Annotated in this window: 18 protein-coding genes; 8 read left to right on the top strand and 10 right to left on the bottom strand. The window is 73.7% G+C overall.

All coding sequences use genetic code 11. The features are described 5' to 3' along the window. Positions 1-2: 2 nt before the first annotated feature. The 4 genes from ABZW14_RS03720 to mfd all read right to left on the bottom strand — a co-directional run bounded on the left by ABZW14_RS03720 (position 3) and on the right by mfd (position 7,149). Complete coding sequence (locus tag ABZW14_RS03720) at positions 3-1,622, bottom strand: DUF885 domain-containing protein (RefSeq protein WP_355339146.1); 1,620 nt, start codon at positions 1,620-1,622, stop codon at positions 3-5. A gap of 96 nt (positions 1,623-1,718) precedes the next feature. Beyond that, positions 1,719-2,702, bottom strand: coding sequence for a nucleoside triphosphate pyrophosphohydrolase (locus tag ABZW14_RS03715; protein WP_355339143.1), 984 nt, complete (start codon positions 2,700-2,702; stop codon positions 1,719-1,721). 2 nt (positions 2,703-2,704) lie between these two features. Further along, positions 2,705-3,457 (bottom strand): hypothetical protein, encoded by a 753-nt coding sequence (locus ABZW14_RS03710; protein WP_355339140.1) that lies wholly within the window; start codon positions 3,455-3,457, stop codon positions 2,705-2,707. 47 nt (positions 3,458-3,504) lie between these two features. Continuing rightward, complete coding sequence (gene mfd, locus ABZW14_RS03705; protein WP_355339137.1) at positions 3,505-7,149, bottom strand: transcription-repair coupling factor; 3,645 nt, start codon at positions 7,147-7,149, stop codon at positions 3,505-3,507. A gap of 164 nt (positions 7,150-7,313) precedes the next feature. Between mfd and ABZW14_RS03700 the strand changes: the two genes are divergently transcribed. Continuing rightward, positions 7,314-8,225: a cyclase family protein gene (locus ABZW14_RS03700; protein ID WP_355339134.1), complete on the top strand. Its 912-nt coding sequence runs from the start codon at positions 7,314-7,316 to the stop codon at positions 8,223-8,225. 42 nt (positions 8,226-8,267) lie between these two features. Here ABZW14_RS03700 and ABZW14_RS03695 read toward each other — a convergent pair whose 3' ends face one another. Then, positions 8,268-8,855, bottom strand: coding sequence for a PadR family transcriptional regulator (locus tag ABZW14_RS03695; RefSeq protein ID WP_355339131.1), 588 nt, complete (start codon positions 8,853-8,855; stop codon positions 8,268-8,270). Between the two features lie 91 nt (positions 8,856-8,946). Between ABZW14_RS03695 and ABZW14_RS03690 the strand changes: the two genes are divergently transcribed. After that, complete coding sequence (locus tag ABZW14_RS03690) at positions 8,947-10,116, top strand: FAD-dependent monooxygenase (protein ID WP_355339128.1); 1,170 nt, start codon at positions 8,947-8,949, stop codon at positions 10,114-10,116. On the opposite strand, the gene ABZW14_RS03685 is transcribed toward ABZW14_RS03690, so the two are convergent. Continuing rightward, positions 10,110-11,150 (bottom strand): S66 peptidase family protein, encoded by a 1,041-nt coding sequence (locus tag ABZW14_RS03685; RefSeq protein WP_355339125.1) that lies wholly within the window; start codon positions 11,148-11,150, stop codon positions 10,110-10,112. The genes ABZW14_RS03690 and ABZW14_RS03685 overlap by 7 nt on opposite strands. Positions 11,151-11,234: 84 nt before the next feature. Between ABZW14_RS03685 and ABZW14_RS03680 the strand changes: the two genes are divergently transcribed. Next, positions 11,235-12,281 (top strand): hypothetical protein, encoded by a 1,047-nt coding sequence (locus tag ABZW14_RS03680; protein WP_355339122.1) that lies wholly within the window; start codon positions 11,235-11,237, stop codon positions 12,279-12,281. A gap of 123 nt (positions 12,282-12,404) precedes the next feature. Beyond that, complete coding sequence (ppc, locus tag ABZW14_RS03675; protein WP_355339119.1) at positions 12,405-15,191, top strand: phosphoenolpyruvate carboxylase; 2,787 nt, start codon at positions 12,405-12,407, stop codon at positions 15,189-15,191. A 63-nt stretch (positions 15,192-15,254) separates the two neighbouring features. Here the strand turns inward: ppc and ABZW14_RS03670 are convergent, their stop codons facing one another. Then, on the bottom strand, positions 15,255-16,079 hold the full coding sequence (locus ABZW14_RS03670) for a hypothetical protein (protein WP_355339116.1): 825 nt from the start codon (positions 16,077-16,079) through the stop codon (positions 15,255-15,257). A gap of 55 nt (positions 16,080-16,134) precedes the next feature. Here ABZW14_RS03670 and ABZW14_RS03665 point away from each other — a divergent pair, with 55 nt between their 5' ends. Further along, the gene (locus ABZW14_RS03665) at positions 16,135-17,313 is read left to right on the top strand and encodes a DNA recombination protein RmuC (protein WP_355339113.1); all 1,179 of its coding nucleotides are present in this window, start codon (positions 16,135-16,137) and stop codon (positions 17,311-17,313) included. Between the two features lie 146 nt (positions 17,314-17,459). Further along, positions 17,460-20,762: a S8 family serine peptidase gene (locus ABZW14_RS03660; RefSeq protein WP_355339111.1), complete on the top strand. Its 3,303-nt coding sequence runs from the start codon at positions 17,460-17,462 to the stop codon at positions 20,760-20,762. Positions 20,763-20,834: 72 nt separating this feature from the next. On the opposite strand, the gene ABZW14_RS03655 is transcribed toward ABZW14_RS03660, so the two are convergent. Continuing rightward, positions 20,835-21,239, bottom strand: a complete 405-nt coding sequence (locus ABZW14_RS03655; RefSeq protein ID WP_355339108.1) for a hypothetical protein — start codon at positions 21,237-21,239, stop codon at positions 20,835-20,837. A 42-nt stretch (positions 21,240-21,281) separates the two neighbouring features. Further along, positions 21,282-22,268, bottom strand: coding sequence for a 4-hydroxy-3-methylbut-2-enyl diphosphate reductase (locus tag ABZW14_RS03650; RefSeq protein ID WP_355339105.1), 987 nt, complete (start codon positions 22,266-22,268; stop codon positions 21,282-21,284). Positions 22,269-22,364: 96 nt separating this feature from the next. Here ABZW14_RS03650 and xseA point away from each other — a divergent pair, with 96 nt between their 5' ends. Both xseA and ABZW14_RS03640 read left to right on the top strand, forming a co-directional pair. Continuing rightward, positions 22,365-23,579: an exodeoxyribonuclease VII large subunit gene (xseA, locus tag ABZW14_RS03645; protein ID WP_355339102.1), complete on the top strand. Its 1,215-nt coding sequence runs from the start codon at positions 22,365-22,367 to the stop codon at positions 23,577-23,579. Positions 23,580-23,593: 14 nt separating this feature from the next. Beyond that, positions 23,594-23,806, top strand: coding sequence for an exodeoxyribonuclease VII small subunit (locus tag ABZW14_RS03640; RefSeq protein ID WP_355339099.1), 213 nt, complete (start codon positions 23,594-23,596; stop codon positions 23,804-23,806). A 36-nt stretch (positions 23,807-23,842) separates the two neighbouring features. Here the strand turns inward: ABZW14_RS03640 and ABZW14_RS03635 are convergent, their stop codons facing one another. Beyond that, positions 23,843-24,697: a hypothetical protein gene (locus tag ABZW14_RS03635; RefSeq protein WP_355339097.1), complete on the bottom strand. Its 855-nt coding sequence runs from the start codon at positions 24,695-24,697 to the stop codon at positions 23,843-23,845. Between the last annotated feature and the right edge of the window lie 168 nt (positions 24,698-24,865).

Raw genomic sequence — 24,865 nt, 5'->3', positions numbered from 1 at the left:
GGTCAGATCCCCAGCAGCGTCCGCAGGTGCCGCGGCGGCGGGCAGTCGTGCGCCAGCATGGCGTCGTGCCAGTCGCGCGGCGACACCCCGTCGGGCCGGGCCCGGGCGATGTCGGCCATCTCGCTGTAGCCGACGAAGTAGGTGGACAGCTGGGTGGAGGTGAGCAGCGCCCGCCGCCACTTGCCGCCCGCCTCACCCTCCTCCTGGAAGCCGCGCCCGGTCATCAGCGCCATGGCCTCCGACTCGGGCAGGTCCTCGCAGTGCACGAGCTGGTCGAGCAGCGCGTTGATGGTCATCCGGAGCTGCATCTTGAGCTGCTGGAGCCGGACCGGGAGCCCGCCGAAGCCCAGCCCGGCCATCAGCTCCTCGGTGTAGACCGCCCAGCCCTCGATGAACACCCCGGACTCGGTGAGCGCGCGCACCCGGGTCGGGCCGGCGTGGCGGCGGGAGTGGGCGAGCTGCAGGAAGTGGCCGGGCATCGCCTCGTGCACGGTCAGGTTGCGGATCATGTGGTCGTTGTATTCGCGGTAGAACGACTCGACCCGCTGTGCCGGCCAGTCCGCGGGGGTGGGCGCGATGCAGTAGAAGGTCGGCACGTCGGCCGTCTCCAGCGGGCCCGGCGAGTCGCAGTAGGCCACCGCCACGCCCCGGGCGAACTCCGGCATCTCCTGGATCACGCACGGGTCGTCGACCAGGCTGACCAGGTCGTGGGCCCGGACGAAGTCGGTCGCCTCGTCGAGCGTGACCGAGGCGAGGTCGACGATGGTGGCGTCATCCGGGTGCTCGGCGGCGAGCAGGTCCAGCGCCCGGCGGACGGTCTCGTCGTCGGCCGGGCCGCCGACCAGCTCGACGGCCGCCGCCCGGATCTCGTCGGTGATCCGGTCGAGGTTGGCCCAGGCACGGCGCTGGACCTCGGCGGCGCTCAGCTCGGTGTCGAGGGTGTGCCAGAGCCGCGCCTCCCAGCGCCGCCGGCCCAGCCGGGGGTCGCGCCCCGGGCCCGCGTCGGCGGCCAGGCCGATGCGCAGCCAGGCCACGAACTCCTCCAGTGCGGCGATCGCCGCGGTGGCGGCCGGCTCAACGCGGTCGTGCAGCGCGGGCGCCTGCGCGAGCAGCGCGGGCACCTCGTCGCGGATCAGCGCCGCCGTGCCGGTGAACTGCCCCACCGCCGTCTCGGCGTGGATCCGCGGCATGTCGCGCAGCGTCGCGCGCGCGGTCGCCAGGGCGTCGGGTACGGCCGCCAGCCGCCCGGCCAGGTGCGTCAGCCGCTCCTCGACCGGCGCGTACGGACGGGCCAGGAGGGCGTGCAGCAGTGGGCCGGGATTGTGCTGCAGCGGGTCCCACTCGTGGCTGCGGATCTCGGTGGCCTCGAACAGCCCCCGGTCGACCATGCTGCTGAGCAGCGCGTGGTCGACCCGCTCCTCGACGTCGAGCGAGTCGGGGTCGATCTCGGAGAGCGCGTCGGCCGCGTCCTTGAGCATCGCCTGGTCGGCGGCGAGGGCGTCGGCGGAGAGGTCGGGCAGCCGGTCGTCGTACCGGTGGTCCCCGGCCGACGTGGCCAGCCCGGGCCGGCTCTCCAGCAACGCCTCGACGATCCGCTCGGCAAGCGGCACAAACGACTCCATGCGCGAAACCCTACCGACCACCACCCACAGCCGTCGCTTGGGTTGATCAAGAAGTTTGCGTCGGGAAAACCGCTCCGGCTGACGCGAACCTCTTGGTCAACTCGACTCGGCGGCCCGTTCGGCGGCGCGGACGGCGTCGGCGTACGCCAGGGTGGCGCGGCGGAGGGCGGCCTCGGGGTCGATGCCGGCCTGCCGTGCGGCGGCCACCGTGGCCAGCAGGCCGGCGCCGAGACGCGCCTCGGGGTCGACCTGCGACTCCGCCAGCGGTGGGGGGACGGCCAGGCCGACGCGGCCGGCGCGGTCCAGGATCTTCGCGGCCAGGGCGAGCGCGGGCTGGCTCAGCGCGATGCCGTCCAGCACCGACTCGCGGGTCTTCTCGGCCCGCTTAATCCGCTCCCAGTTCGCCTCGATCTCCTCGATCGAGCCGGCCTGCTCACCGGAGAAGACGTGCGGGTTGCGCCGGACCATCTTGTCGACCAGGCCGCCGGCCACGTCGTCGACCGTCCAGCGCTTCCCCTCCGGCAGGTCCTCGGCCAGCCGGGCGTGCAGCAGCACCTGGAGCAGCACGTCGCCCAGTTCCTCGCGCAGCGCGTCGGTGTCGTCGGCGCTGATCGCGTCGTACGCCTCGTAGCACTCCTCCAGGAGGAAGCCGGCCAGGCTGCGATGGGTCTGCGCCCGCTTCCACGGATCACCGCCGGGCGAGGCGAGCCGGTCCATCACCTCGACCGCGTCGAGCAGCCGGGCACCGGGCGGGTCCCACGAGCCGTACATCAGCTCCAGCTCGGCGAGGCCGGGCTGGCGGGCCAGCCGCAGCCCCAGCTCACGGGCGAGCGCCTCGTCACCGGCCGGGCCGGCCAGCCACACGGCGTTGCCGTGCGCGGCCACCGCGTCGAGCAGCGCCTGCGTGGCGCCCTCGGTCACCACCGTGACCTCGGCGCCCGTCGACCGGACCGCCCGGGCCAGCTCGCTCTCGGCGCCGGCCAGCACCGGCGCGGAACGGACGGCGTCCCAGGCGGGCGCGGTCAGCAGGCCGGCCGGCAGCCGGGGCGAGGTGACCAGCAGGACGATGCGGGCGGTCATGCTCAGGGCGCCACCGAGGCGCTCGGCTCGGCCGACCCCGGCTCGGTCGACTCCGGCTCTGGGGTGGAGATCTCGGTGACCGCCGAGCCGGCCTCGCCCAGCGGCACGGAGACCGCCGGCACGTCGCCCTTGAAGCTGAGCAGCGGGAAGAGCAGCGGGCGGTAGCGCGGGTTCACCGACACGTCGTAGCCGCCGATGGCGTCGGCGAGCACCTTGCGGGTGGCCAGCGCGGACCGGAGCTGGCTGCCGTCGAGCTGGCTGGCGGCCTCCTGGTCGGTCACGTTGGCCGGGATGGCGCCGGCGGTGCGGCCCGCCGCGATCACGCCGGCCAGCTCCTTCTCGGTGGGGGCGACCTGCTCCCCGGCCGGCACACCCGACAGGCAGGTGTAGAACTCGGCCACCCGCTGCGGGTAGACGGCGTCGGCCGGCAGGCCCGTCTGCTGGGCGACCTGCGCCGCGCTGACCTCGCCCTGCGGCTGGTAGCCCTTGTCGGCCGAGAGGTTCCGGCAGACGTCCCGCAACACCAGGGTGGCCACCACCTGGTCGCGGCCCGGCAGCAGGGCGGTGGCCTGCCCGGCCGTGGCCGGCGAGGCGGAGAGCCCGTCCCGCATCTCGTCGAGGATCGAGGTGACCTGGTCCTCGGTGACCCGGTGGTCACCGATGTAGGCGGCGACCCCGGGCTCGGTACGGCAACCGGTGAGGGCGACGAGGCCGACCGCCACGCTGGCGACGGCGACAAGACGGCGAGCACGCATGCCGGTCACTCTCTCACGGCCGGTGTGCGGCTGTGACGCCGCCCACCTCACCGCGCCCCCGCCCCCGCCGGCTGCGCCGCCACCGGCTCGCCGAGGACATCGGAGAGGAGCTGGGCGCACCACTCCAGCAGCGCCTGGTCGCGCAGCGGCTCGCCGCCGACCCGGCGGGTGCTCGGCCGGGGCACGCTGACCTGGTCGAGCGCCTGCTTGTAGACCGAGTCCGGGTGGTAGCGCTTGAGCCGGAGCTGCTTCGAGTCGGGCAGCGGCAGCGGGCCGAACCGGATGTGCTTGCCCTGCATCGACACGTCGGTGAGGCCGTAGCGCCGGGCCAGCAGCCGGAACCGGGCCACCGCGACCAGGTTCTGCACCGGTGCCGGCGGCTCGCCGTAGCGGTCGGTCATCTCGGCGACCACCTCGCGCAGCCGCTCCTCGTCGCGGGCCTCGGCCAGCTTGCGGTACATCTCCAGGCGCAGCCGCTCCACACCGACGTAGTCGTGCGGCAGGTGCGCGTCGATCGGGAGGTCGACCTTGACCTCGGTCTCCTCCTCCGCGTGCTCACCCTTGAACGCGGAGACCGCCTCGCCGACCATCCGGACGTAGAGGTCGAAGCCCACGCCCTCGATGTGCCCGGACTGCTCGCCGCCGAGCAGGTTGCCGGCGCCCCGGATCTCCAGGTCCTTCATGGCCACGTACATGCCGGCGCCCAGCTCGGTGTGCTGGGCGATCGTGGCCAGGCGCTCGTGCGCGTTCTCGGTGAGCGGCTTGTCCGACGGGTAGAGGAAGTAGGCGTACGCCCGCTCCCGCCCCCGGCCCACCCGGCCGCGGATCTGGTGCAGCTGGGCCAGGCCGAGCAGGTCGGCGCGCTCGACGATGAGGGTGTTGGCGTTCGGGATGTCGATGCCGGACTCGACGATCGTCGTGCAGACCAGGACGTCGAACTCCTTCTCCCAGAAGCCGACCATCACCTTCTCGAGCGCTTCCTCGCCCATCTGGCCGTGCGCCACCGCGACCCGGGCCTCGGGCACCAGCTCGCGGATGCGGCGGGCCGCCTTGTCGATCGACTCGACCCGGTTGTGCAGGTAGAAGACCTGGCCGTCGCGGAGCAGCTCGCGGTGGATCGAGGCGGCCACCTGCCGGTCGTCGTACGCCCCCACGAAGGTCAGCACCGGGTGCCGCTCCTCCGGCGGAGTGGCGATGGTGGACATCTCCCGGATGCCGGTGATCGCCATCTCCAGGGTGCGCGGGATCGGCGTGGCCGACATGGCCAGCACGTCGACCGAGGCGCGCAGCGTCTTCAGGTGCTCCTTGTGCTCGACGCCGAAGCGCTGCTCCTCGTCGATGATGACCAGCCCGAGCTGCTTGAACCGGGTGGCCGACTGGAGCAGCCGGTGGGTGCCGATGACGATGTCGACGGTGCCGTCGGCGACCATCTCCAGCGTCCGCTCGGTCTCCTTCGGCGTCTGGAACCGGGAGAGCTGCCGGATGGTGATCGGGAACTGGCTCATCCGCTCGGCGAAGGTGTTGTAGTGCTGCTGCACCAGCAGGGTGGTGGGCACCAGCACGGCCACCTGCTTGCCGTCCTGCACCGCCTTGAACGCCGCCCGGACCGCGATCTCGGTCTTGCCGTAGCCGACGTCGCCGCAGATCAGCCGGTCCATCGGGACGGTCTGCTCCATGTCCCGCTTGACCTCCTCGATGGCGGCGAGCTGGTCGGGCGTCTCCTGCCAGGGGAAGGCGTCCTCCAGCTCGCGCTGCCACGGGGTGTCCGGGCCGAACGAGTGCCCCTTGGACGCCTTGCGGGCGGCGTAGAGCTGGATCAGCTGCGCGGCGATCTCGCGGACCGCCTTGCGGGCCCGGGCCTTGGACTTCTGCCAATCCGAGCCGCCCATCTTGTGCAGGGTGGGCTGCTCGCCGCCCACATAGCGGGAGAGCTGGTCGAGCTGGTCGGTGGGGACGAAGAGCCGGTCGCCGGGCTGGCCACGCTTGCTCGGCGCGTACTCGATGACCAGGTACTCCCGGCTCGCGCCGTTGACCGTGCGCTGCACCAGCTCGACGTAGCGGCCGATGCCGTGCTGCTCGTGCACCACGTGGTCGCCGGCCTTCAGCTCCAGCGGGTCGATGGTGTTGCGGCGCCGGCTCGGCATCTTGCGCATGTCCCGGGTCGAGGTGCCCCGGCCGCCGGTGACGTCGTTGCCGGTGAGCAGCACGAACCGCGACGCCTCGTCGACGAAGCCGGCGGTCAGGCAGCCGCAGGAGACCAGCAGGTCGCCGGGCGTGGGCGCGGCCGGCACCTCCTCGGTGAGCCGGGCGCCGAGGCCGGCGTCCCGGAGCACCTCGACGGCCCGCTGGGCGGGGCCGTGGCCCTCGAAGACCAGCGCGATCGACCAGCCCTCGCCGGCCCAGCGCTTGAGGTCGTCGACCACCCGGGAGGTCTCGCCGTGGTAGAGCGGGGCGGGCTGGGCGGCCAGGGTCACCGCGATGGCGTCGTCCGGGGTGACGTCGACCTCGGTCGGCTCGTCCTCCCAGGGCTGGCGGGCGGGCGCGGCGTCGGCCTCGACGAGACCGAACGGGGCCAGCGTCCACCACGGCTGGCGCAGGGCGCGGGCCGCCGTGCGCACGTCGGCCAGGGTCCGGAAGGCGGCGGCGCCGAGGTCGACCGGGGCCTGGCCGCCGACCGCCGCCGCGGCCCAGCTGGCCTGGAGGAACTCCTCGGAGGTACGCACCAGGTCGTGCGCCCGGGTGCGGATCCGCTCCGGGTCGCAGAGCAGCACGTGGGTGCCGGCCGGCATGCAGTCGACCAGCAGCTCCATCGAGTCGGCGCCGATCAGCGCCGGCGCGAGGGACTCCATGCCCTCGACCGGGATGCCCTCGGCCAGCTTGTCGAGGATCTCGGCCAGCTCGGGGTGCTCCTGGCCGAGCGCGGCGGCCCGCTCCCGCACGGACGGGGTGAGCAGCAGCTCGCGGCAGGGCGGCGCCCAGAGCTGCGGGACGCCTTCGATGGTGCGCTGGTCGGCGACGGCGAAGGTGCGGATCTCCTCGACCTCGTCGCCCCAGAACTCGACGCGGGACGGGTGCTCGTCGGTGGGCGGGAAGACGTCCAGGATGCCGCCGCGCACGGCGAACTCGCCGCGCTTGGTGACCAGGTCGACCCGGGCGTACGCCATGTCGGTGAGCCGGCGGGCGACCTCCTCCAGGTCCGCCTCGTCACCGGCCGCGAGCTGCACCGGCTCCAGGTCGCCGAGCCCCTTGAGCTGCGGCTGGAGCAGTGAGCGGACGGGCGCCACGACGACCCGCAGCGGGCCGGTGCGCCCGTGCGCGTCGGCCGAGCCGGGATGGGCCAGCCGGCGCAGCACGGCCAGCCGGCGCCCGACGGTGTCGGAGCGGGGCGAGAGCCGCTCGTGCGGCAGTGTCTCCCAGGACGGGAAGACCGCCACCTGCTCGGGCGGCAGCAGGCTGCCCAGCGCGGCGGCCAGGTCGTCGGCCTCGCGGGTGGTGGCCGTCACGGCGAGCACGGGACGGCCCGCGCCGCCGGCCGGCTCGTCGGCGGCCACCGCGGCGACGGCGAACGGGCGCAGCGCGGCGGGGGCGGTGAGATCGAGGCCGTCGACCTGGGCGGCACCGGAGCGCGCCAGGTCACGCGCCCGGGCCAGCCCGGGGTCGGCCAGGGCGGCGGAGAAGAGTCCGGTGAGCATCTGCGATCACTTCCAGGAGGTCGGCGCACGGCGACGACCCCGCGTCCGGCCGGACGGGGGTGGCACCGTTCGAGACTATCCCGCTCCCCGGACATTCCGGGCCGCAGCCGGGGCTCGCGAGATCGATCTTGACGGGTTCCCGGCCGACGTGGTGCGGTGGGCGCATGACGGGTGAGTACCGGGCGGTGTTCGACGCCGAGGTGATCTTCGCGAACGGCGGCGGGCTGCGCACCGACGGGTTCCGGCTGGACGTCCCGGGCCCGACGGTCACCGACGAGGAGCTGGCCGCGCTCCTGGTCCGGCACCTCGGCCTGCTGATGGTCGGCGAGGTGCGGATCACCAACCGGACGGTCGTGGAGGAGCCGCACAAGGGCGGCCGCGGGGTGGCCGCCCCGGCGCCCGGCGGGCGGCGGCTCGTCGAGCTCAGCCACGTGGTCACCGACGGCATGGTCACCCTGCCCGGCTGGCAGCCGCCCCGGATCACCGACTGGCTGACCCGCGAGGCGTCCCGGGAGCGGTACGCGCCGGGCGTCGAGTTCCACGTGGCCCGGATCGACATGATCGCCAACACCGGCACCTACGTGGACGCGCCGGCACACCGCTGGGCGGACGGCGCGGATCTGACCGGCGTCCCGCTGGACCGCCTCGCCGACCTGCCCGGCGTGGTGGTCCGCGTGCCCGAGGCCACCCGGGCGGTGGACCGGCTGCTGCTCGCCCCGTACGAGGTGGCCGGCCGGGCGGTGCTGCTGCACACCGGCTGGGACCGGCACTTCGGCACCGACCGTTACGCCGGACCCGAGGCGCCCTACCTGACCGCCGACGGCACGGAGTGGCTGGTCGAGGCGGGCGCCGCGCTCGTCGGCATCGACTCGATCAACATCGACGACATGACCCCGGCTGCGGCCGGGGAGCGCCCGGCGCACAGCGCCCTGCTCGCCGCCGGGGTGCCGATCGTCGAGCACCTGACCAACCTGGCCGCCCTGCCGCCGGAGGGGTTCCGGTTCACCGCCGCGCCCCCGCGTGTGGCCGGCATGGGCACCTTCCCGGTCCGCGCGTTCGCCGTCGTCGCCGGCTGACCCCGGCCGGTCGGGGCCGCGCCGCCGGAGCGCACCCGGCGGTCAGGCCGGATCCGTGCCGGCGGGCGCCGACCACGTGAGCCGGCCGGCACGCAGGTCCTCGACGACCGAGCGCAACCACCGTTCCTCGGCGGCGGTGACCGCGTCCAGGTGCTCATCCTCCAGGTGGAACACCCGGGGCAGGTCGGCGTGCGCCGCCAGAGCCGCGGCCCGCTCCTGCCGGGCCCGCCCGATCTGGTCGGCGCGCCGCTCCAGCAGCTCCGCCGCCTCGGCCGGACTGATCATCGCGAGGTGCGACAGGGCCGCCGGGAACTGCGGGAACTCCTGCTTGGGCTCGACCAGCATCGCCCTCAGCCACGTGCGGGCGACCCGCCGGCCGGCGTCGGTCAGCTCGTAGACGGTGCGTTCCGGATAGGCCTGCTCCCGGCCGGTCTCCCGCACCGCGATCAGGCCGTCGGCGTGCAGCCGCTCGATGGTCCGGTAGAGGCTCGCCCGCTGCCCCACGTTGACCACCTGGTCCTTGCCCCACTGCTTGATGAGCCGCTGCACGCCGTACGGGTGCAGCGGCTCGTGGTGCAGCAGGGCCAGCACGGTGAGAGCGAGCGGCGAGCTCCGGGCGAGGGTGTCCATGCCAGCGATCGTAGAGCCATCGGAACTAGTTGACACGGACTAGTCTCAGTGAAACTATTCCCATTGTTACGCGACCGAGGGGAGTAGGCAGATGGGCACGGTACGGACGGCGACGGTGATCGGCGGCGGCATCGGTGGCACGGTCACCGCCATGGCGCTGGCCCGGGCGGGCATCGAGGCGACGGTGCACGAGGCGTACCCGGGCGGGGCAGACGGCGTCGGAGCCATGCTGAGCCTCGCCCCGAACGGGCTGGCGGCGCTGCGGATCGTCGGGGCCGAGGAGGCGGTGCGGGCGGCCGGCCACGCGGTCCCGGGCGTGGTCATGGCCGACGGAGCGGGAAACCGCCTCGCCGAGTTCCACGGCTTCCCCGGACTGCCCGCCACCCACGCGATGGCCCGCGCCGACCTGCACGGGGCGCTGACCGCACAGGCGCTCGCCCAGGGCGTGAAGATCGAATACGGCCGGCGCCTGGTCGGGGCCGAGGAGGGCCGGGACGGGGTCACCGCCCTCTTCGCCGACGGCGGCACCGCCCACGCGGACGTGCTGATCGGCGCCGACGGCATCCGTTCCACCGTCCGGACGCTGATCGATTCGGCCGCACCGGGGCCCGAGTACGCCGGCGTGCTCGGCTTCGGCGGGCTGGTCACCGAGGACGCGGCGGCCGCCGAGCCCGGCACCATGTACTTCGCCTTCGGCAGCTCGTTCATCGGCTGGTGGCGGCTGCCCGACGGCCGGGTCTGCTGGTTCGCCAGCCTCCCCCGTACCGAGCCGCTGACCTGGGCAGAGGTCCAGCGGGTCCCGGCGGAGCAGTGGCTGGCGCGGCTGCGCGAGCGCTACGCGGGCCACGTTCCCGGGGAACGGTTGCTGGCCCACACCACGCCCGACACGCTGATGGCCACCGGGCCGATGGAGAGGATGCCGTCCGTACCGCACTGGCACCGGGGTCGCCTGGTCCTCGTCGGCGACGCGGTCCACGCACCGTCGTCCAGCTCCGGCCAGGGCGCCTCGCTCGCCATCGAGAGCGCCGTCGAGCTGGCCCGCTGCCTGCGCGACCTACCCGATCACGCCGCCGCGTTCGGGGCGTACGAGCGGCTGCGCCGGACCCGGGTGGAGCTGATCGGGGGCAACGCGGCCGCCACCAACCGGGCCAAGGCCGGGCAGGCCGGGCCGCCCGCCCTGCCCAACCCGGAGCAGATGTTCGGGCCCGTCCACCGCCACCTGATCGACTGGGACGCGAGGGTGTCGGCCGACGGTCAGTAGCGCACCGCGATCCGGCGCTCGACCGCGTCGACCCGGATCTCCCCGCCGTACGGGATGACCAGCTGCGGGTCGGTGTGGCCGAGGTCGACGTCGAAGACCACCACCGGGTCGTCGGCGTACGGCGCGAGGGCCCGGAGGATCGCCTCCCGCTGCGCCTCGCCCCAGGCCCGCCGCTCGTCCAGGGTGTGCGGCCGGTCGAAGTCCCACGCCTTGGGCCGGCCGACCACGATCGCCGGGAAGGCGGCGAGCAGCCCGCGCTCGCCCATGTTGCGCACGATCCGGAAGACCTCCTGCGCGTCGGGCAGTTCCTCGGAGGTCTCGAAGATCAGCACCGAGCCGGCGAGCGCGGCCGCCGAGGGGACCCGGTCGGTCGCCATCAACCAGTGCATGATCTCCAGGTTGCCGCCCCAGGTCCGGCCCTGCACCGCCCGGGCCGGACCGTGCCAGCGCCAGCCCTCGCCGGGGAACATCACCGGCTCGTCGGCGAGCGTCGCCGGGTCCCGCCAGTCGCGGGGCTCGTCGCCCCACTCGGGCGCCGGGGTCAGCTCGTACCAGCCGGAGGTGAACAGCGCCGCCCGCAGCGAGTCGAAGGTCAGCGGGTGCGGTGCGCCGGACCGGCCGAGGTGCACGAGCACCGAGCCGCCGTGGTAGGCCACGATGCCCAGCCGGTAGAGGTGATTGAGGACGTTGGTGTTGTCCGAGTAGCCGTAGTAGGGCTTCGGGTTGGCCCGCAGCACCGCGTCGTCCAGGAACGGGGTGACCGTGACCAGGTCGTCGCCGCCGACCGTGGCGAGCACCGCGGTCACGCTCGGATCGGCGAACGCGGCGGTCAGGTCGCGCGCCCGGTCCCGCGGGTCGGCGCCCATCTGCCGGGTGGTCGGATACTCCACCGGCTCCAGCCCGAACTCCTCCCGGAGCCGGCGCAGGCCCAGCTCGTGGACGTGCGGGAAGAGGCCGGGCAGGCCGGCGGAGGGCGAGACGACCGCGACCCGGTCGCCCGGCTTCGGCTTCGGGGGGTAGCTGGGCAGCGACATGATCCGAAGCTATCGGGCCGGGCCAGCGAATTCCGCCGGAGGAAACCCCCCGAGCCGGGCATATGGGGGCAATAGGCTGAGCGCGTGAACGAGGCGCAGCGGAACCTTCCGGTACGCGACTGGCTGCCCCGCGCGGCGGCGCTGCTGCTCGGCACGCTCGCCCTGGCCACCGCGTTCATCGCCGCCTACGTCGGCGCCCTGCACCAACCCCGGCCCCACGACGTGCCCGTCGGGGTGGTCCTCGGCGACCAGCGTGCCCAGGCCGTGCTGGCCGCCGTCCGCCAGCGCACCGACAAGATCAAAGCCGTCGAGTACGACGACCGGGCCGCCGCCGACGACGGCCTCACGACCCGCGAGGTGTACGCCGTGCTCACCTCCGGGCCGGACAACGGCCTGCACCTGGCCACCGCCAGCGCCTCCGCCCCGGCCGCCACCGAGCTGGTGACCCAGGTGCTCGGTCAGGCCGCCCAGCAGGCGAACCTGCCCATCCAGGTCACCGACGAGGTGCCCGTGGAGTCGACCGACCCGCGCGGGCTGGTCCCCTTCTACCTGGCGGTCGGCCTCGTGCTGGGCGGCTACCTGGCGTCCACCGCACTGGGCCTGAGCACCGGCACCGCACCGGTCAGCCTGCCCCGGGCCGGGCTCCGGATCGCCGCCCTGGCGGTCTACTCCGTCGTGCTGGGCACCGTCGGGGCCACCATCGTCGGCCCGGTGCTCGACGTGTGGCACCACGACCTCCCGGCGGTCGCCGCGGTCGGCGCGCTGGCCGCCTTCGCCGCCGCGATGGTCGCCAGCGCCGTGCAGGCGTGGCTCGGGCTGCTCGGCACCGGTCTCGTGATCCTGCTGCTGGTGGTCCTCGGCAATCCCGGATCGGGCGGCATCTACGCCCCCGAGTTCCTGCCGGCCTGGCTGCGCGGGATGCACCGGTGGAACGTGCCCGGCCTGACCACCGACTTGATCAAGTCGGCGGTCTACTTCGACCGCCGCTCGACGGGCTGGACGCTGTCCGGGCTCACCCTCTGGGCCCTGCTCGGGGTCGCCGGCCTGCTCACCGCGACGATCTTCCGGACCCACCGGCGCGCGGCCCGCGCCCGCACCGGCGCCCGCGACGCGCCGACCGCCCATGGCTGAGCCGGCCGGCGTGTCCCAGAGTGCAGATCGTCACGCGGTCCCCCTCCTTCCGCCGGGGCTCGCGCGGATACCATCCAGAGAGTCGGACAGCGCTGTCCTTCGTCCTCGCGTAAGGAGCGCACCGTGACCGACCAGCACGACCACGACGGCCCCGACGCCGCTCTCCGGGCCGACATCCGCCGCCTCGGCACGCTGCTCGGGCAGACCCTCGCCCGGCAGGAGGGCCGCCCCCTGCTCGACCTGGTCGAGGAGATCCGCGCCCAGGTCCGCTCCGATCCGCCGGCCGCCGCCCAGCGCCTCGCCGGGCTCGACGTCACCACCGGCACCAAGCTGGCCCGGGCCTTCTCCACCTACTTCCACCTGGCCAACATCACCGAGCAGGTGCACCGGGCCCGCGACCTGCGCCGCCGGCGGGCGACCCACGGCGGCTGGCTGGACCAGGCGGCCAAGATGATCGCCGAGCGCGGCGTGCCGGCCGAGGAGATCGCGGCCGCGGCCCGCCGGCTCGCGGTACGCCCGGTCTTCACCGCCCACCCCACCGAGGCGGCCCGCCGGTCCATCCTGTCCAAGCTGCGCGCGGTCGCCGACGAACTGGACACCGAGACCGCCAACGCGATCCTCTACGGCGCCAGCGACGAGGGGCCGGCCAACCGGCGCCTGGCCGAGCTGCTCGATCTCATGTGGCAGACCGACGAGCTGCGGCTGGACCGGCCGGACCCGACCGACGAGGCCCGCAACGCCATCTACTACCTGCGCGACCTGCATGCCGAGGCCGCCCCGCAGGTGCTCGACGACCTCGCCGACACGCTGCGCACCCTCGGCGTGGAGACCTCGCCGACCGCCCGCCCGCTGACCTTCGGCACCTGGATCGGCGGCGACCGGGACGGCAACCCGTTCGTCACCCCGACGGTCACCCGCGAGGTGCTGCGCATCCAGCACGAGCACGGCATCGAGGCCACCGAGAAGGCCATGGACCAGCTGATCAACGAGGTCAGCGTCTCCCGCCGGCTGCGGGCGGTCTCCCTCGACCTCTCCGCCAGCCTCGCCACCGACCTGGACGCGCTGCCCGAGGTGGCGCCCCGGTTCCGCCGGGTCAACGCCGAGGAGCCCTACCGCCTCAAGGCGCGGTGCGTGAAGGCGAAGCTGGCCAACACCCGGGAGCGGCTGCGCACCGGCACGCCGCACGTGCCCGGGCGGGACTACCGCGGCTCGGCCGAGCTGATCGCCGATTTGGAGCTGCTGCGCGCCTCGCTGGCCCGCAACTCCGGGCAGCTCACCGCCGTGGGCCGGCTCGCCTCGACCATCCGTACGGTCTCCGCGTTCGGGCTGCACCTGGCCACCATGGACGTCCGGGAGCACGCCGAGAAGCACCACGAGGTGCTCACCCAGCTCTACGCGGCGGTCGGCGAGGTGTCCGACTACCCGTCGCTGACCCGGCTGGAGCGCACGAAGCTGCTCGCCGACGAGCTGGCCGGCCGTAGGCCGCTCTCCACCCAGGACAGCCCGCTCACCGAGTCGGCGCAGAAGACGTTCGACGTGTTCGGGGCGATCCGCGAGGCGCAGGACCGGTTCGGCACCGAGGTGATCGAGTCGTACATCATCTCGATGACCCTCGGCGTCGACGACGTGCTCGCCGCGGTCGTGCTGGCCCGCGAGGCCGGCCTGGTCGACGTGCACAGCGGCCGGGCCCGCATCGGGATCGTGCCGCTGCTGGAGACGCCGACCGAGCTGAACGCCGGCGGTGAGCTGCTGGACGAGCTGCTGTCCCTGCCGGCCTACCGGGCGCTGGTGGCGGCCCGCGGCGACGTGCAGGAGGTGATGCTGGGTTACTCCGACTCCAACAAGGAGGCCGGCATCACCACCAGCCAGTGGTCCATCCACCGCGCCCAGCGGGCGCTGCGGGACGTGGCCGCGCGGCACGGCGTACACCTGCGGCTCTTCCACGGCCGGGGCGGCACGGTCGGCCGGGGCGGTGGCCCCACCCACGAGGCGATCCTGGCCCAGCCCTACGGCACGCTCGACGGCGCGATCAAGGTGACCGAGCAGGGCGAGGTCATCTCCGACAAGTACACGCTGCCCGCGCTGGCCCGGGAGAACCTGGAGCTGACCGTGGCGGCGGTGCTCCAGGCGACGCTGCTGCACACCGCGCCCCGGCAGCCGGCCGAGATGCTGGAACGCTGGGACGCGACCATGGATGTGGTCTCCGAGTCGGCGTTCCGGTCCTACCGGTCGCTGGTCGAGGACCCGGACCTCCCGGCCTACTTCTGGGCCTCCACCCCGACCGAGCTGCTCGGCGCGCTCAACATCGGCTCGCGGCCGGCGAAGCGGCCGAACACCGGGGCCGGGCTAGCCGGCCTGCGGGCGATCCCCTGGGTGTTCGGCTGGACGCAGACCCGGCAGATCGTGCCCGGCTGGTTCGGCGTGGGCTCCGGGCTGGCCGCCGCGCGCGCGGCCGGGCTGGAGGACGTGCTCGCCGAGATGAACCGGAACTGGCACTTCTTCCGCACGTTCCTGTCCAACGTCGAGATGATGCTGACCAAGACCGACCTCACCATCGCCCGGCGCTACGTGGAGACCCTGGTCCCGAAGAAGCTGCACCCGATCTTCGAGAAGATCGAGCAGGAATACGAGCTGACCAAGCAGGAGGTGCTGGCGGTCACCGCCGCGCCGGCCCTGCTGGACAACTCGCCCGTGCTCCAGCGCACCCTCGCCGTGCGGGACACCTACCTGGAGCCGCTGCACCACCTCCAGGTGGCGCTGCTGCGGCAGTACCGGGACTCCGGCGCCGCGGGCCGGGCGGTGGCCACCGCGCCGGGCGGGCGCCGGGCTCCCAACGACGGCACGGCGCTGGAGCGGGCGCTGCTCACCACGGTCAACGGCATCGCCGCCGGCATGCGCAACACCGGCTGACTCCGGACGACGAGGAAGGCCCCGGTCCCGCCGACCGGGGCCTTCCTCGTCCGTGCGGCGCGCCTACCAGTCGCCGCCGCCGAAGTCACCGCCGCCGAAGTCGCCCCCGCCGAAGTCACCGCCGCCGAAGTCCCCGCCCGCGTAGTCACCCTGGCCGGCGAAGTCCTGGCCCTGGTCGCCGTAGTCCTGGCCCTGGTCCCCGAAGTCGCCGCCCTGGCCCTGGCCGTCGTCGAAGCCGTCGTTGAAGCCCTCCTGGTAGCCGGCCTCGTAGCCGTAGCCCGGGTCGGCGAACGCGGGCGAGAAGAGCGCGTCGGCGATCAGGATGCCGCCGAGCACGCCGGCGCCGGTGCCCAGCGCGGTCTTCCACCAGGGCGTCGAGTACCAGCCGGCCGGCACCGGGCGGCCCTGCCAGTTTCCGCCCGGGTAGTAGTAGGGCGTCCGGTTTCCCGGCTGGGGGCCGGCCCGGTAGGTCTGCCCCTGCACGTTGACCTCGCGCTCCTTGGTGAGCATGCCCGCGCCGCGCGCGGCGGCCAGCGGCGGCAGCTCCGGACCCGGGTCGATGCCCATGGCGGTCCGGGCCGCCCGGATGTACGCCAGCCCCTCCAGCGCGGTCTCCCGGGCCAGCGCGAACTGGTGCGTGGTGCCCGCCTGCTCGAGCTGGGAGCCGGCCGCGTTGTAGCGCTCGCCCGCGTCGGCCAGCGCCTGGCGGACCGCGGGGGCGTCACCGTGCAGGTTCATCAGCTGCCCGCCGAGCCGCTCGTACCAGCGCTGCGCCTCGGCGCGGGCGTCGGCCAGCTCGGTGGCCCGCCGGGACCTGCTTCCCCACCGCCAGAACACCAGGGCACCTCCGAGCATCAGGATCAGGACCACCCACAGGGCAACCTCCATGACCTCGAACGTACCCAGCGGGCGCACGTCGTACCCGTTTGGCAAGCTCTTCGGCATGAGCTTCTCGACGCTGGCCGTGGTGGTGCTCTGCCTCGCCGCGGGCGGTGCCGTGGGGTGGCTGGCCGCCCGGTCCCGCTCGGCCACCGAGATCGCCCGGCTGGAGGCGACCCTGGCCGCCACCCGCGAGGGCGAGGGGCGGCTGGAGCAGTCCATGCGGGCGCTCAGCTACGAGGCGACCGCGCAGTCCCAGGAGGCGGTGGCCCGGGCGGTGGCGCCGCTGCACGACACCCTCCGCCGCTACGAGCAGCGGGTCGCCGAGCTGGAGCGCGACCGGGTCGACGCCTACGCCGAGCTGCGCGAACAGGTGCGGTCGATGAGCACGGTCTCCGGCGAGCTGCGCACCGAGACCAAGCAGCTCGTCGCGGCGCTGCGCGCCCCGCAGGTGCGCGGCCGCTGGGGCGAGCACCAGCTCCGGCGGATCGTCGAGGCGGCCGGCATGCTGGAGCACTGCGACTTCAACGAGCAGGTCACGGCAGCCACCGACCACCAGGGCGTCCGCCCCGACCTGGTGGTCCGGCTGCACGGCGGCCGCACCGTGGTGGTCGACGCCAAGGCGCCCTTCGAGGCCTACCTGACCGCCATGGAGGCGCGCGACGAGCGAGGGCGGGACACCCACCTCGACGCGCACGCCCGGCACCTGCGGGCACACGTCGACGGGCTGGCCGCCAAGACCTACTGGGCGGCGTTCGACCAGACGCCGGAGTTCGTGGTGCTGTTCGTGCCGGCCGACCCGTTCCTCGACGTGGCCCTGCAGCGCGACCCGTCGCTGCTGGAGCACGCGTTCGCCCGCAACGTGGTGCTGGCCACCCCGGCCACCCTCGTGGCGCTGCTGCGCACGGTGGCCTACTCGTGGCGGCAGGAGGCGCTGGCCCGCAACGCGGCGACCGTGCACTCGCTGGCCCGCGAGCTCTACGGGCGGCTGTCCACCCTGGGCGATCACGTGGGCAAGCTCGGCGGCGCGCTGAGCGGGGCGGTCACCGCCTACAACCGGGCGGTCGGCTCGCTGGAGGCGCGGGTGCTGGTCAGCGCCCGCAAGCTGGCCGAGCTGGGCGTGTCCGACCAGGAGCTGGCCGCCCCGGCACAGGTCGAGCTGGCCCCCCGCCAGCCGCAGGCCCCGGAGCTGGTGGAGGGCGTGTCCACATCGGCCGATCGGCCGGCAGGCATCGACGGTTGACACATCGGCCGTGACGATGACGACCCATCTCGTCACGGAGTGGTCACAACCCACTTCGGAGTAGTGACACCGGCAGGGCCAGGCCGAAGGATCACGGTCACGTGTGCCCTGTTCCTGTAGGGCCCTGTTCTCTGGAGGAAGAGAACGTGAGTCAACCCCGCAACCGGAGCCGGCGTACCTCCGCCGCGCTCTTCGCCTCGGTCCTGGCGGCCGGCGCCATGACCGTCGGGGGTGGCGCCGCGACCGCGAGCGCAGCCCCCGCCGCCGCCCCCGACGCCTCGCAGCCGACCGCCGCCGAGACCCTGGGCGCCCACGACGCCAAGCTGCTGGACGAGGCGGAGGCGAAGCACGCTCCGACCGTCACCCTGATCATCGCCGCCAAGAAGGGCTCGGCCAAGAAGGTCGCCGACGGTCTGGCCGGCCTGGGCGCCTCGGTGAGCCAGCGCTACGACCAGGTCGGCTACGTGCTGGCCAAGGTCCCGACCGCGAAGGTCCTCAAGGCCGCGACGCTCCCCGGCGTCTCCGCCGTCGACCTCGACGAGACCATCAAGCTCCCGAACCCGGCCCCCGAGGCCGCCCCCACGGGCGCGAAGACCGCCGAACAGGGCGAGACCCTGGCCGGCCCGGGCGCCGACACCGGCGCGGTCAACCCGTACATGCCGACCAACGAGACCGGCGCGGAGGCCTTCAAGGCCGCGCACCCGACCTGGGACGGCCGCGGCGTCACCATCGGCATCATGGACTCCGGGGTCGACCTGGACCAGCCGGCGCTGCAGAAGACCACCACGGGCGAGCGCAAGATCGTCGACTGGGTCACCGCGACCGACCCGCTCGAGGACGCCTCCTGGCGCGCCATGGCCAGCGACGTGACGGGCCCCTCGTTCACCAACACGCTGGGCACCTGGACCGCGCCGGCCGGCTCCTACAAGTTCAACGTCTTCCGGGAGAACATCACCGCGCTGGACGACGCGCGGGGCGACGTCAACCGCGACGGTGACACCACCGACTTCTGGGGCATCCTCTACAACCCGGTGAACGGCGACATCCGGGTCGACGCCAACCAGAACAACGACTTCACCGACGACGAGATCATGCGGCCGTACAAGGAGAAGTTCCAGGTCGGCCACTTCGGCACGGACAACCCGGCCACCGCGGTGCGCGAGCAGATCCCGTTCGTCGTCGAGTACCGCCGGAACGTGGACATCACGCCGGCCGACGGCCAGGCCGGCCCGTACTACGACTACGTCAACATCGGCATCATCGAGGCGACCCACGGCACCCACGTCGCCGGCATCACCGCCGCCAACGACATGCTCGGCAACAGCGCCTTCGACGGCGCCGCCCCGGGCGCCAAGCTGGTCTCCGCCCGGGCCTGCTCGTGGGGCGGTGGCTGCACGGCCGCGGCGCTCACCACCGGCATGGTCGACCTCGTGGTCAACCGCAAGGTCGACGTGGTCAACATGTCGATCGGCGGCCTGCCGGCGCTCAACGACGGCGCCAACGCGCGCGCCAACCTCTACGACGAGCTGATCACCACCTACGGCGTGCAGATGTTCATCTCGGCCGGCAACTCCGGCCCGGGCCTGAACACCGTCGGCGACCCCTCCGTCGCCAGCAACGTGGTCAGCGTGGCCGCGAACGTCAGCAAGGACACCTGGCTGGCCAACTACGGCTCAGTGGTCCGCAAGGACAACTGGCTGTTCAACTTCTCCTCCCGCGGCCCGCGTGAGGACGGCGGCTTCAAGCCCAACGTCACCGCCCCCGGCTCGGCCATCTCCACCGCGCCGACCTGGCAGCCCGGCAACCCGGTCCCCGAGGCCGGCTACCCGCTGCCCCCGGGCTACCAGATGCTGAACGGCACCTCGATGGCCTCGCCGCAGGCCACCGGCGCCGCGGCGCTGCTGCTCTCGGCGGCCAAGGCGACCGACAAGGGCGTCACCCCGGCCGCGCTGCGCCGGGCCATCTACACCTCCGCCAAGCCGATCGCGGGCGTCCCGACGTACGCGCAGGGCTACGGCATGTTCAACGTGGCGGGCGCGTGGGACCTGCTCGCCGGCGGCGTGCAGACCCGGACCTACACCTCCGCGGCCCCGGTCTGCACGGAGCTGTCGGGCAACCTGACGAAGTACAACAGGGACAGCGGCGTGTTCGAGCCGAACCCGAACGTGGGCACCGGCATCTACAACCGCTGCGCGGCCGGCAAGGGCGGGCAGAAGGTCAAGGAGAGCCGCTACTACGAGGTCAAGCTGACCCGCACCAGCGGCCCGAACAAGGGTCTCAAGCACACCGTCGCGTTCCGCGGCAACGACGGCACCTTCTCGGCCCCCGCGGTCGTGTGGCTGCCGCTGAACAAGACCGTCACGGTCAAGGTGAAGGCCAAGCCGCTGACCGCCGGTGCGCACGGCGCGATCATGACCGTCGACGACCCGGCGACCTCGGTGATCGATTTCGAGGTCGCCACCGTCGTCGTCGCACCGACCGCGGTCGCCGCGCCGGCCTACTCGTTCTCCGCGGGTGGCTCGGTCGAGCGCAACGACTTCACCTCCTACTTCGTGACGGTTCCGGAGGGCGCGGGCGCGCTCCAGGTCAACCTCTCCGGCATCGCCACCGGCTCGCAGACCCGGTTCCTCGCCTTCAACCCGTACGGCGTGCCGGTCGAGAGCACGGCGAGCACCGCCTGCTACACCAACTTCTCCGACGCCGCCGCCTGTAAGCCGCAGGAGCGGGACTACCAGAACCCGATCCCGGGCGTCTGGGAGATCGAGGTCGAGGCCCGGCGTACCTCGCCGGCGCTGGACAACCCGTTCCAGCTCCAGGCGCGGGTGCAGGGCGTCAAGGTCGAGCCGGCCGTGGTCGAGCTGCCGTCGGTGACCGCCGGCACCCCGACCGAGGTGAGCTGGGGCCTGACCAACACCTTCGGCCCGGTCCAGGTGACCGGCGTCGGCGGCCCGCTGGCCAGCGTCCACGCCGAGCGGCCGAGCATCGCCCAGGGCGCTCGCCAGGAATACACGGTGGACGTCCCGGCCGGGGCCACCTCGTTCACCGCCCGGATCGGCAACCCGTCCGACCTGAGCGCCGACCTGGACCTGTCGGTCTTCCTCGGCGCGACCCGGGTGGGCCAGTCGGCCGACGGTGACTCGGAGGAGGCCGTCACGCTGACCAACCCGGCCGCCGGCACCTACCGGGTGGTCGTCGACGGCTACGCGATGAGCGACCCGACCACCGCGTACGACTACCGCGACTCCTTCGCCGCCCCGGCGCTGGGTTCGCTCACCGCCCCCAGCACCCCGCTGGCCCTGGCCAACGGCGCCACCGCCACCCTGACCGGCACGGTGACCGCCAAGTCCACCCCGGCCGCCGGCCGGGAGCTCTACGGTGACCTCGCCGTCACCACCGTCGAGGGCGCGGTCGTCGGCCGCGGCTCGGTGGAGGTCGGCGCGGTCAACTGACCCGCTGAGAACCAGGAGCCCCGCCCCCACAGTGGGGGCGGGGCTCCTGCCGTTTCCGGGCGCCGGGCCCGGTCAGGCGCGGCGGGCGGATTCGACGACGAAGGGGGTGCCCTGCTGGCAGGTGGTCATCATGCCCGGCTCCGAGCGGCCGGTGACCTCCACGCGGGCGCCGGGCTTGAGCAGGTCGCGCGGGCCGCCGATCAGCAGGTGGTCGTCGAGCAGCAGGCAGTTCGGCTCGACACCGGCGCGGATCGTCCCGCTGAGCGTGGTGGCGCCGGGGCCGGGCGGCTTCGACGGGCCGCCCTTCCAGGTGGGATCCGGGCGGCTGGGGCCGACGCTGGGTCCGGGGTCGGGCTGGCTGGTCACCGGGGCGGCTCCCGTCGGGCTGGGGCCGGCGGGCTCGCTGCCCGGGCCGGCGCAGGCGGTCAGCGCCGCGCCGGCCAGCAGGGCGACGAGAACCGTCCGAGGAGTCTTCATGACGGATTGGACGCGGCCGGCACGGCTTTCGTTCCGGCCGCGTCAGCCGCGGGCCGCCGCGGCCTTCAGGTCCCGCTTGAGCTCCTGCGGCAGCGAGAAGGTCAGCCGCTCGTTGGCGGTCGTGATCTCCTCGACGTCGGCGAAGCCCCGCTCGGCCAGGTGCGCGAGCACCTGCTGGACCAGCTCGTCCGGCACGCTGGCCCCCGAGGTGAGCCCCACGGTGCGGGCCCCCTCCAGCCAGGCGTCGTCGATCTCGTGCGCGAAGTCGACCAGGTGCCCGGCCCGGGCGCCGGCGTCCACCGCCACCTCGACGAGGCGGACGGAGTTGGAGGAGTTCCGCGAGCCCACGACGATCACCACGTCGCAGTCCGGGGCGATCTCCTTCACCACGTGCTGGCGGTTGGAGGTGGCATAGCAGATGTCGTCGCTGGGCGGCGACTGGAGCAGCGGCAGCCGCTGCTTGAGCCGGGCCACGGTCTCCAGGGTCTCGTCGACCGACAGGGTGGTCTGGGAGAGCCAGACGACCTTGTTCGGGTCGCGCACGGTGACCTTGTCGACGCCGTCCGGGCCGTCCACCAGCTGGATGTGGGCGGGGGCCTCACCGGCGGTGCCGACGACCTCCTCGTGCCCCTCGTGGCCGATCAGCAGGATGTCGTAGTCCTCGGCGGCGAACCGCCGGGCCTCCTGGTGCACCTTGGTGACCAGCGGGCAGGTCGCGTCGATGGCCTTGAGCGAGCGGGTCCGGGCCTGCTCGTAGACCTCGGGGGCCACGCCGTGCGCGGAGAAGATGACGGTGGCGCCCTCCGGCACCTCCTCGTTCTCCTCCACGAAGATCGCGCCCTTGGCCTCCAGCGTCTGCACCACGTGCTTGTTGTGCACAATCTGCTTGCGGACGTAGATCGGCGCGCCGTAGAGCTTCAGCGCCTCCTCGACGGTCTGCACCGCCCGGTCCACGCCCGCGCAGTAGCCGCGGGGCTTGGCCAGGAGCACGCGCTTGCCGGTCCGGGGAGTCGTCTCAGCATCAGTCACCCGACCATCGTACGTGCCCTCTCCTTCCCGGCCGGACGGCGAGCGGTACCACGTCCGGGGCACGGGATCGTCGGAGGTGGGCCGTAGGGTGGGCGGGTGAGCGAGGTGGAGCGGAGCACGTCCGAGGAGCCGTGGCCGGTCCGGGTGGTGAGCCAGAAGATCGGCGCCTGGATCGCCCGCCTGGGGTGGGTGTGGGTCGACGGGCAGGTCGCGCAGATCAGCCGGCGGCCCGGGGCGAGCACGGTCTTCCTCACCCTGCGTGACCCGTCGGCGGATCTCAGCCTGACCGTCACCACCAACCGCGACGTGCTCGACGCGGGCGCACCGGAGCTGCGCGAGGGCGCCCGGGTGGTGCTGCACGCCAAGCCCGAGTTCTACGCCGCCCGGGGCACGCTCAGCCTGCGCGCCGACGAGATCCGCCAGGTCGGGCTGGGCGAGCTGCTGGCCCGGCTGGAGAAGCTCAAGAAGCTGCTGGCCGCCGAGGGGCTCTTCGACCGGGCCCGCAAGCGCCGGCCGCCGTTCCTGCCCGGCCGGATCGGGCTGATCACCGGCCGCGCCTCGGCCGCCGAGCGGGACGTGCTGACCAACGCCCGCCGCCGCTGGCCGGCCGTGGAGTTCCGCACGGTCAACGTGGCCGTGCAGGGGCCGAGCGCGGTGCCCGACATCATCGGCGCGCTCAAGGTGCTCGACGCCGACCCGGCGGTCGACGTGATCATCATCGCCCGGGGCGGCGGCGGCATCGAGGACCTGCTCCCCTTCTCCGACGAGGCGCTCTGCCGGGCGGTCTTCGCCTGCCGCACGCCGGTGGTCAGCGCGATCGGCCACGAGACCGACACGCCGCTGCTCGACTACGTGGCCGACGTACGCGCCTCCACGCCGACCGACGCGGCCAAGCGCATCGTGCCCGACCTGGCCGAGGAGGTCCGCCTCATCGGCCAGGCCCGGTCCCGGCTGGAGCGGGCGGTGCGCAACCTGGTCGACCGGGAGCAGCACCGGCTCGACCTACTGCGGTCCCGGCCGGTGCTGGCGCGCCCGCAGGTGATGGTCGACCAGCGGGCCACCGACGTCACGGCGCTGCGGGACCGGGCCGGCCGCTGCCTGGATCACCGGCTTGGCGCCGCCGGCGACGACCTGCGGCACACCCTGGCGCGGCTGCGCGCCCTCTCCCCCGCGGCCACCCTCGACCGGGGCTACGCCATCGTCCAGCGCGGCGACGGGCACGTGGTCCGCGCCGCGTCCGAGGTGACCAAGGGCGACCCGCTGCGGGTCCGCCTCGCCGAGGGCGAGCTGACCGCCACCGTGGACGGCTGATGGAATGGGACGCGATGACTGACACGACGAAGGACGAGCGGCTCAGCTACGAGCAGGCCCGCGCCGAGCTGGCCTCGGTGGTGGAGCGGCTGGAGGCGGGCGGCACCTCGCTGGAGGAGTCGCTGGCGCTCTGGGAGCGCGGCGAGCAGCTCGCCGGCATCTGCCAGCGCTGGCTGGACGGCGCCCGGGAGCGCATCGACGCGGCCCGGCAACGCGCCGAGGACTGAGCGGCGGGACGGCCGGAGCCGTCCCGCCGCAACGGGTCACTTGAACAGGTTGTAGAACTCCGCCGGCGCCTCGACGACCTGGTCGGCCGGCGGCTTCTGCGCGGCGGCGGCATTGCCGTAGTCCGTGTAGGTGATCTTCACGTCCTGCGCGGCGCTCTGCCCGGCGGCCGGGATCTGGAGCACCAGTTCGCTGAGCCGGCCCTGCGGGTCGACCTTGGCGGTGAACGGCACGGACTGGGCCTGCGCGCCGAGCGCGGTGATCACGGCCGGGTCGAGCGAGCCCGCCTCGGCCGCCTTCGACACGTCGACGGTGCCCGCGTACGCGCCCTCGCCGGTCTGCCGGACCTCGGTGACGCCCTGGGTCAGCACGGCGCTGCCGGCCGGGTCGAGCTTGTCGAAGTCGAACCCGAGCGCCCGGTTGCCCTGGATCCGGGTCTGGTCGAGGTGCTGGTACTTGCCCAGGTTGAGGTTCTTCAGGCCGGGCACGCTGGCGGCGGCCTTGCCGCCCAGCTCCAGCTTGACCCAGCTGTCCGGCTTGTAGTGGACCAGGTCCAGCTTCATCATCAGGTCCGACGACGGGTCGCCGATCGTCATGCGCATCTCGGCGCTCTGGGTGGGCTCGTGCACCTGGCCCTCGGCGGTGGAGCCCGCGCCGGACATGGTGAACCGGAAGTTCCCGTCGCGGATCGCGTTGGTGGAGTCGAGCAGTGCCTGCTTGGCGTCGCCGCCGGGCGTGCCGCTCGGCGCGATGCTGCCGGAGGCGGCGCTGCCGGAGGCGGCCGGGGTCGCGGAGGCACCCGCGCCGACGGTCCCGTTGTCGTTGCACGCGGCCAGGCCGGGGATGAGCAGCGCCGCGGCGAACGCGGTGGCGCTGAAGCGTCGAATCTTCACGTCAACCTCTCCAGGTGGGTCGTCCGGCCCACGGAGGTGCCGGAGTCGGGGCGCCGCAGCCCGGACGCCGGCTCCGGCGCACGAGCCCGGTCCGGCCGGTGTGGTCGGCTCCGGCGGGCTCGTGCCCCCTTCTGTTCCCTGAAGCGGTGTTCCGCAATCCCTGTCCGG

Source organism: Micromonospora sp. NPDC004551 (assembly GCF_040609975.1).
Taxonomy (GTDB): domain Bacteria; phylum Actinomycetota; class Actinomycetes; order Mycobacteriales; family Micromonosporaceae; genus Micromonospora.
Note: the sequence above shows the minus strand (reverse complement) of the source record. Positions and strands in the feature narration are given on the sequence as shown.

What these genes read in the sequence shown, in the direction of transcription:
- ABZW14_RS03720 (WP_355339146.1), bottom strand. Translation starts at nt 1,622, where the DNA reads ATGGAGTCGTTTGTGCCGCTTGCCGAGCGGATCGTCGAGGCGTTGCTG.
- ABZW14_RS03715 (WP_355339143.1), bottom strand. Translation starts at nt 2,702, where the DNA reads ATGACCGCCCGCATCGTCCTGCTGGTCACCTCGCCCCGGCTGCCGGCC.
- ABZW14_RS03710 (WP_355339140.1), bottom strand. Translation starts at nt 3,457, where the DNA reads ATGCGTGCTCGCCGTCTTGTCGCCGTCGCCAGCGTGGCGGTCGGCCTC.
- mfd (WP_355339137.1), bottom strand. Translation starts at nt 7,149, where the DNA reads ATGCTCACCGGACTCTTCTCCGCCGCCCTGGCCGACCCCGGGCTGGCC.
- ABZW14_RS03700 (WP_355339134.1), top strand. Translation starts at nt 7,314, where the DNA reads ATGACGGGTGAGTACCGGGCGGTGTTCGACGCCGAGGTGATCTTCGCG.
- ABZW14_RS03695 (WP_355339131.1), bottom strand. Translation starts at nt 8,855, where the DNA reads ATGGACACCCTCGCCCGGAGCTCGCCGCTCGCTCTCACCGTGCTGGCC.
- ABZW14_RS03690 (WP_355339128.1), top strand. Translation starts at nt 8,947, where the DNA reads ATGGGCACGGTACGGACGGCGACGGTGATCGGCGGCGGCATCGGTGGC.
- ABZW14_RS03685 (WP_355339125.1), bottom strand. Translation starts at nt 11,150, where the DNA reads ATGTCGCTGCCCAGCTACCCCCCGAAGCCGAAGCCGGGCGACCGGGTC.
- ABZW14_RS03670 (WP_355339116.1), bottom strand. Translation starts at nt 16,079, where the DNA reads ATGGAGGTTGCCCTGTGGGTGGTCCTGATCCTGATGCTCGGAGGTGCC.
- ABZW14_RS03665 (WP_355339113.1), top strand. Translation starts at nt 16,135, where the DNA reads ATGAGCTTCTCGACGCTGGCCGTGGTGGTGCTCTGCCTCGCCGCGGGC.
- ABZW14_RS03655 (WP_355339108.1), bottom strand. Translation starts at nt 21,239, where the DNA reads ATGAAGACTCCTCGGACGGTTCTCGTCGCCCTGCTGGCCGGCGCGGCG.
- ABZW14_RS03640 (WP_355339099.1), top strand. Translation starts at nt 23,594, where the DNA reads ATGACTGACACGACGAAGGACGAGCGGCTCAGCTACGAGCAGGCCCGC.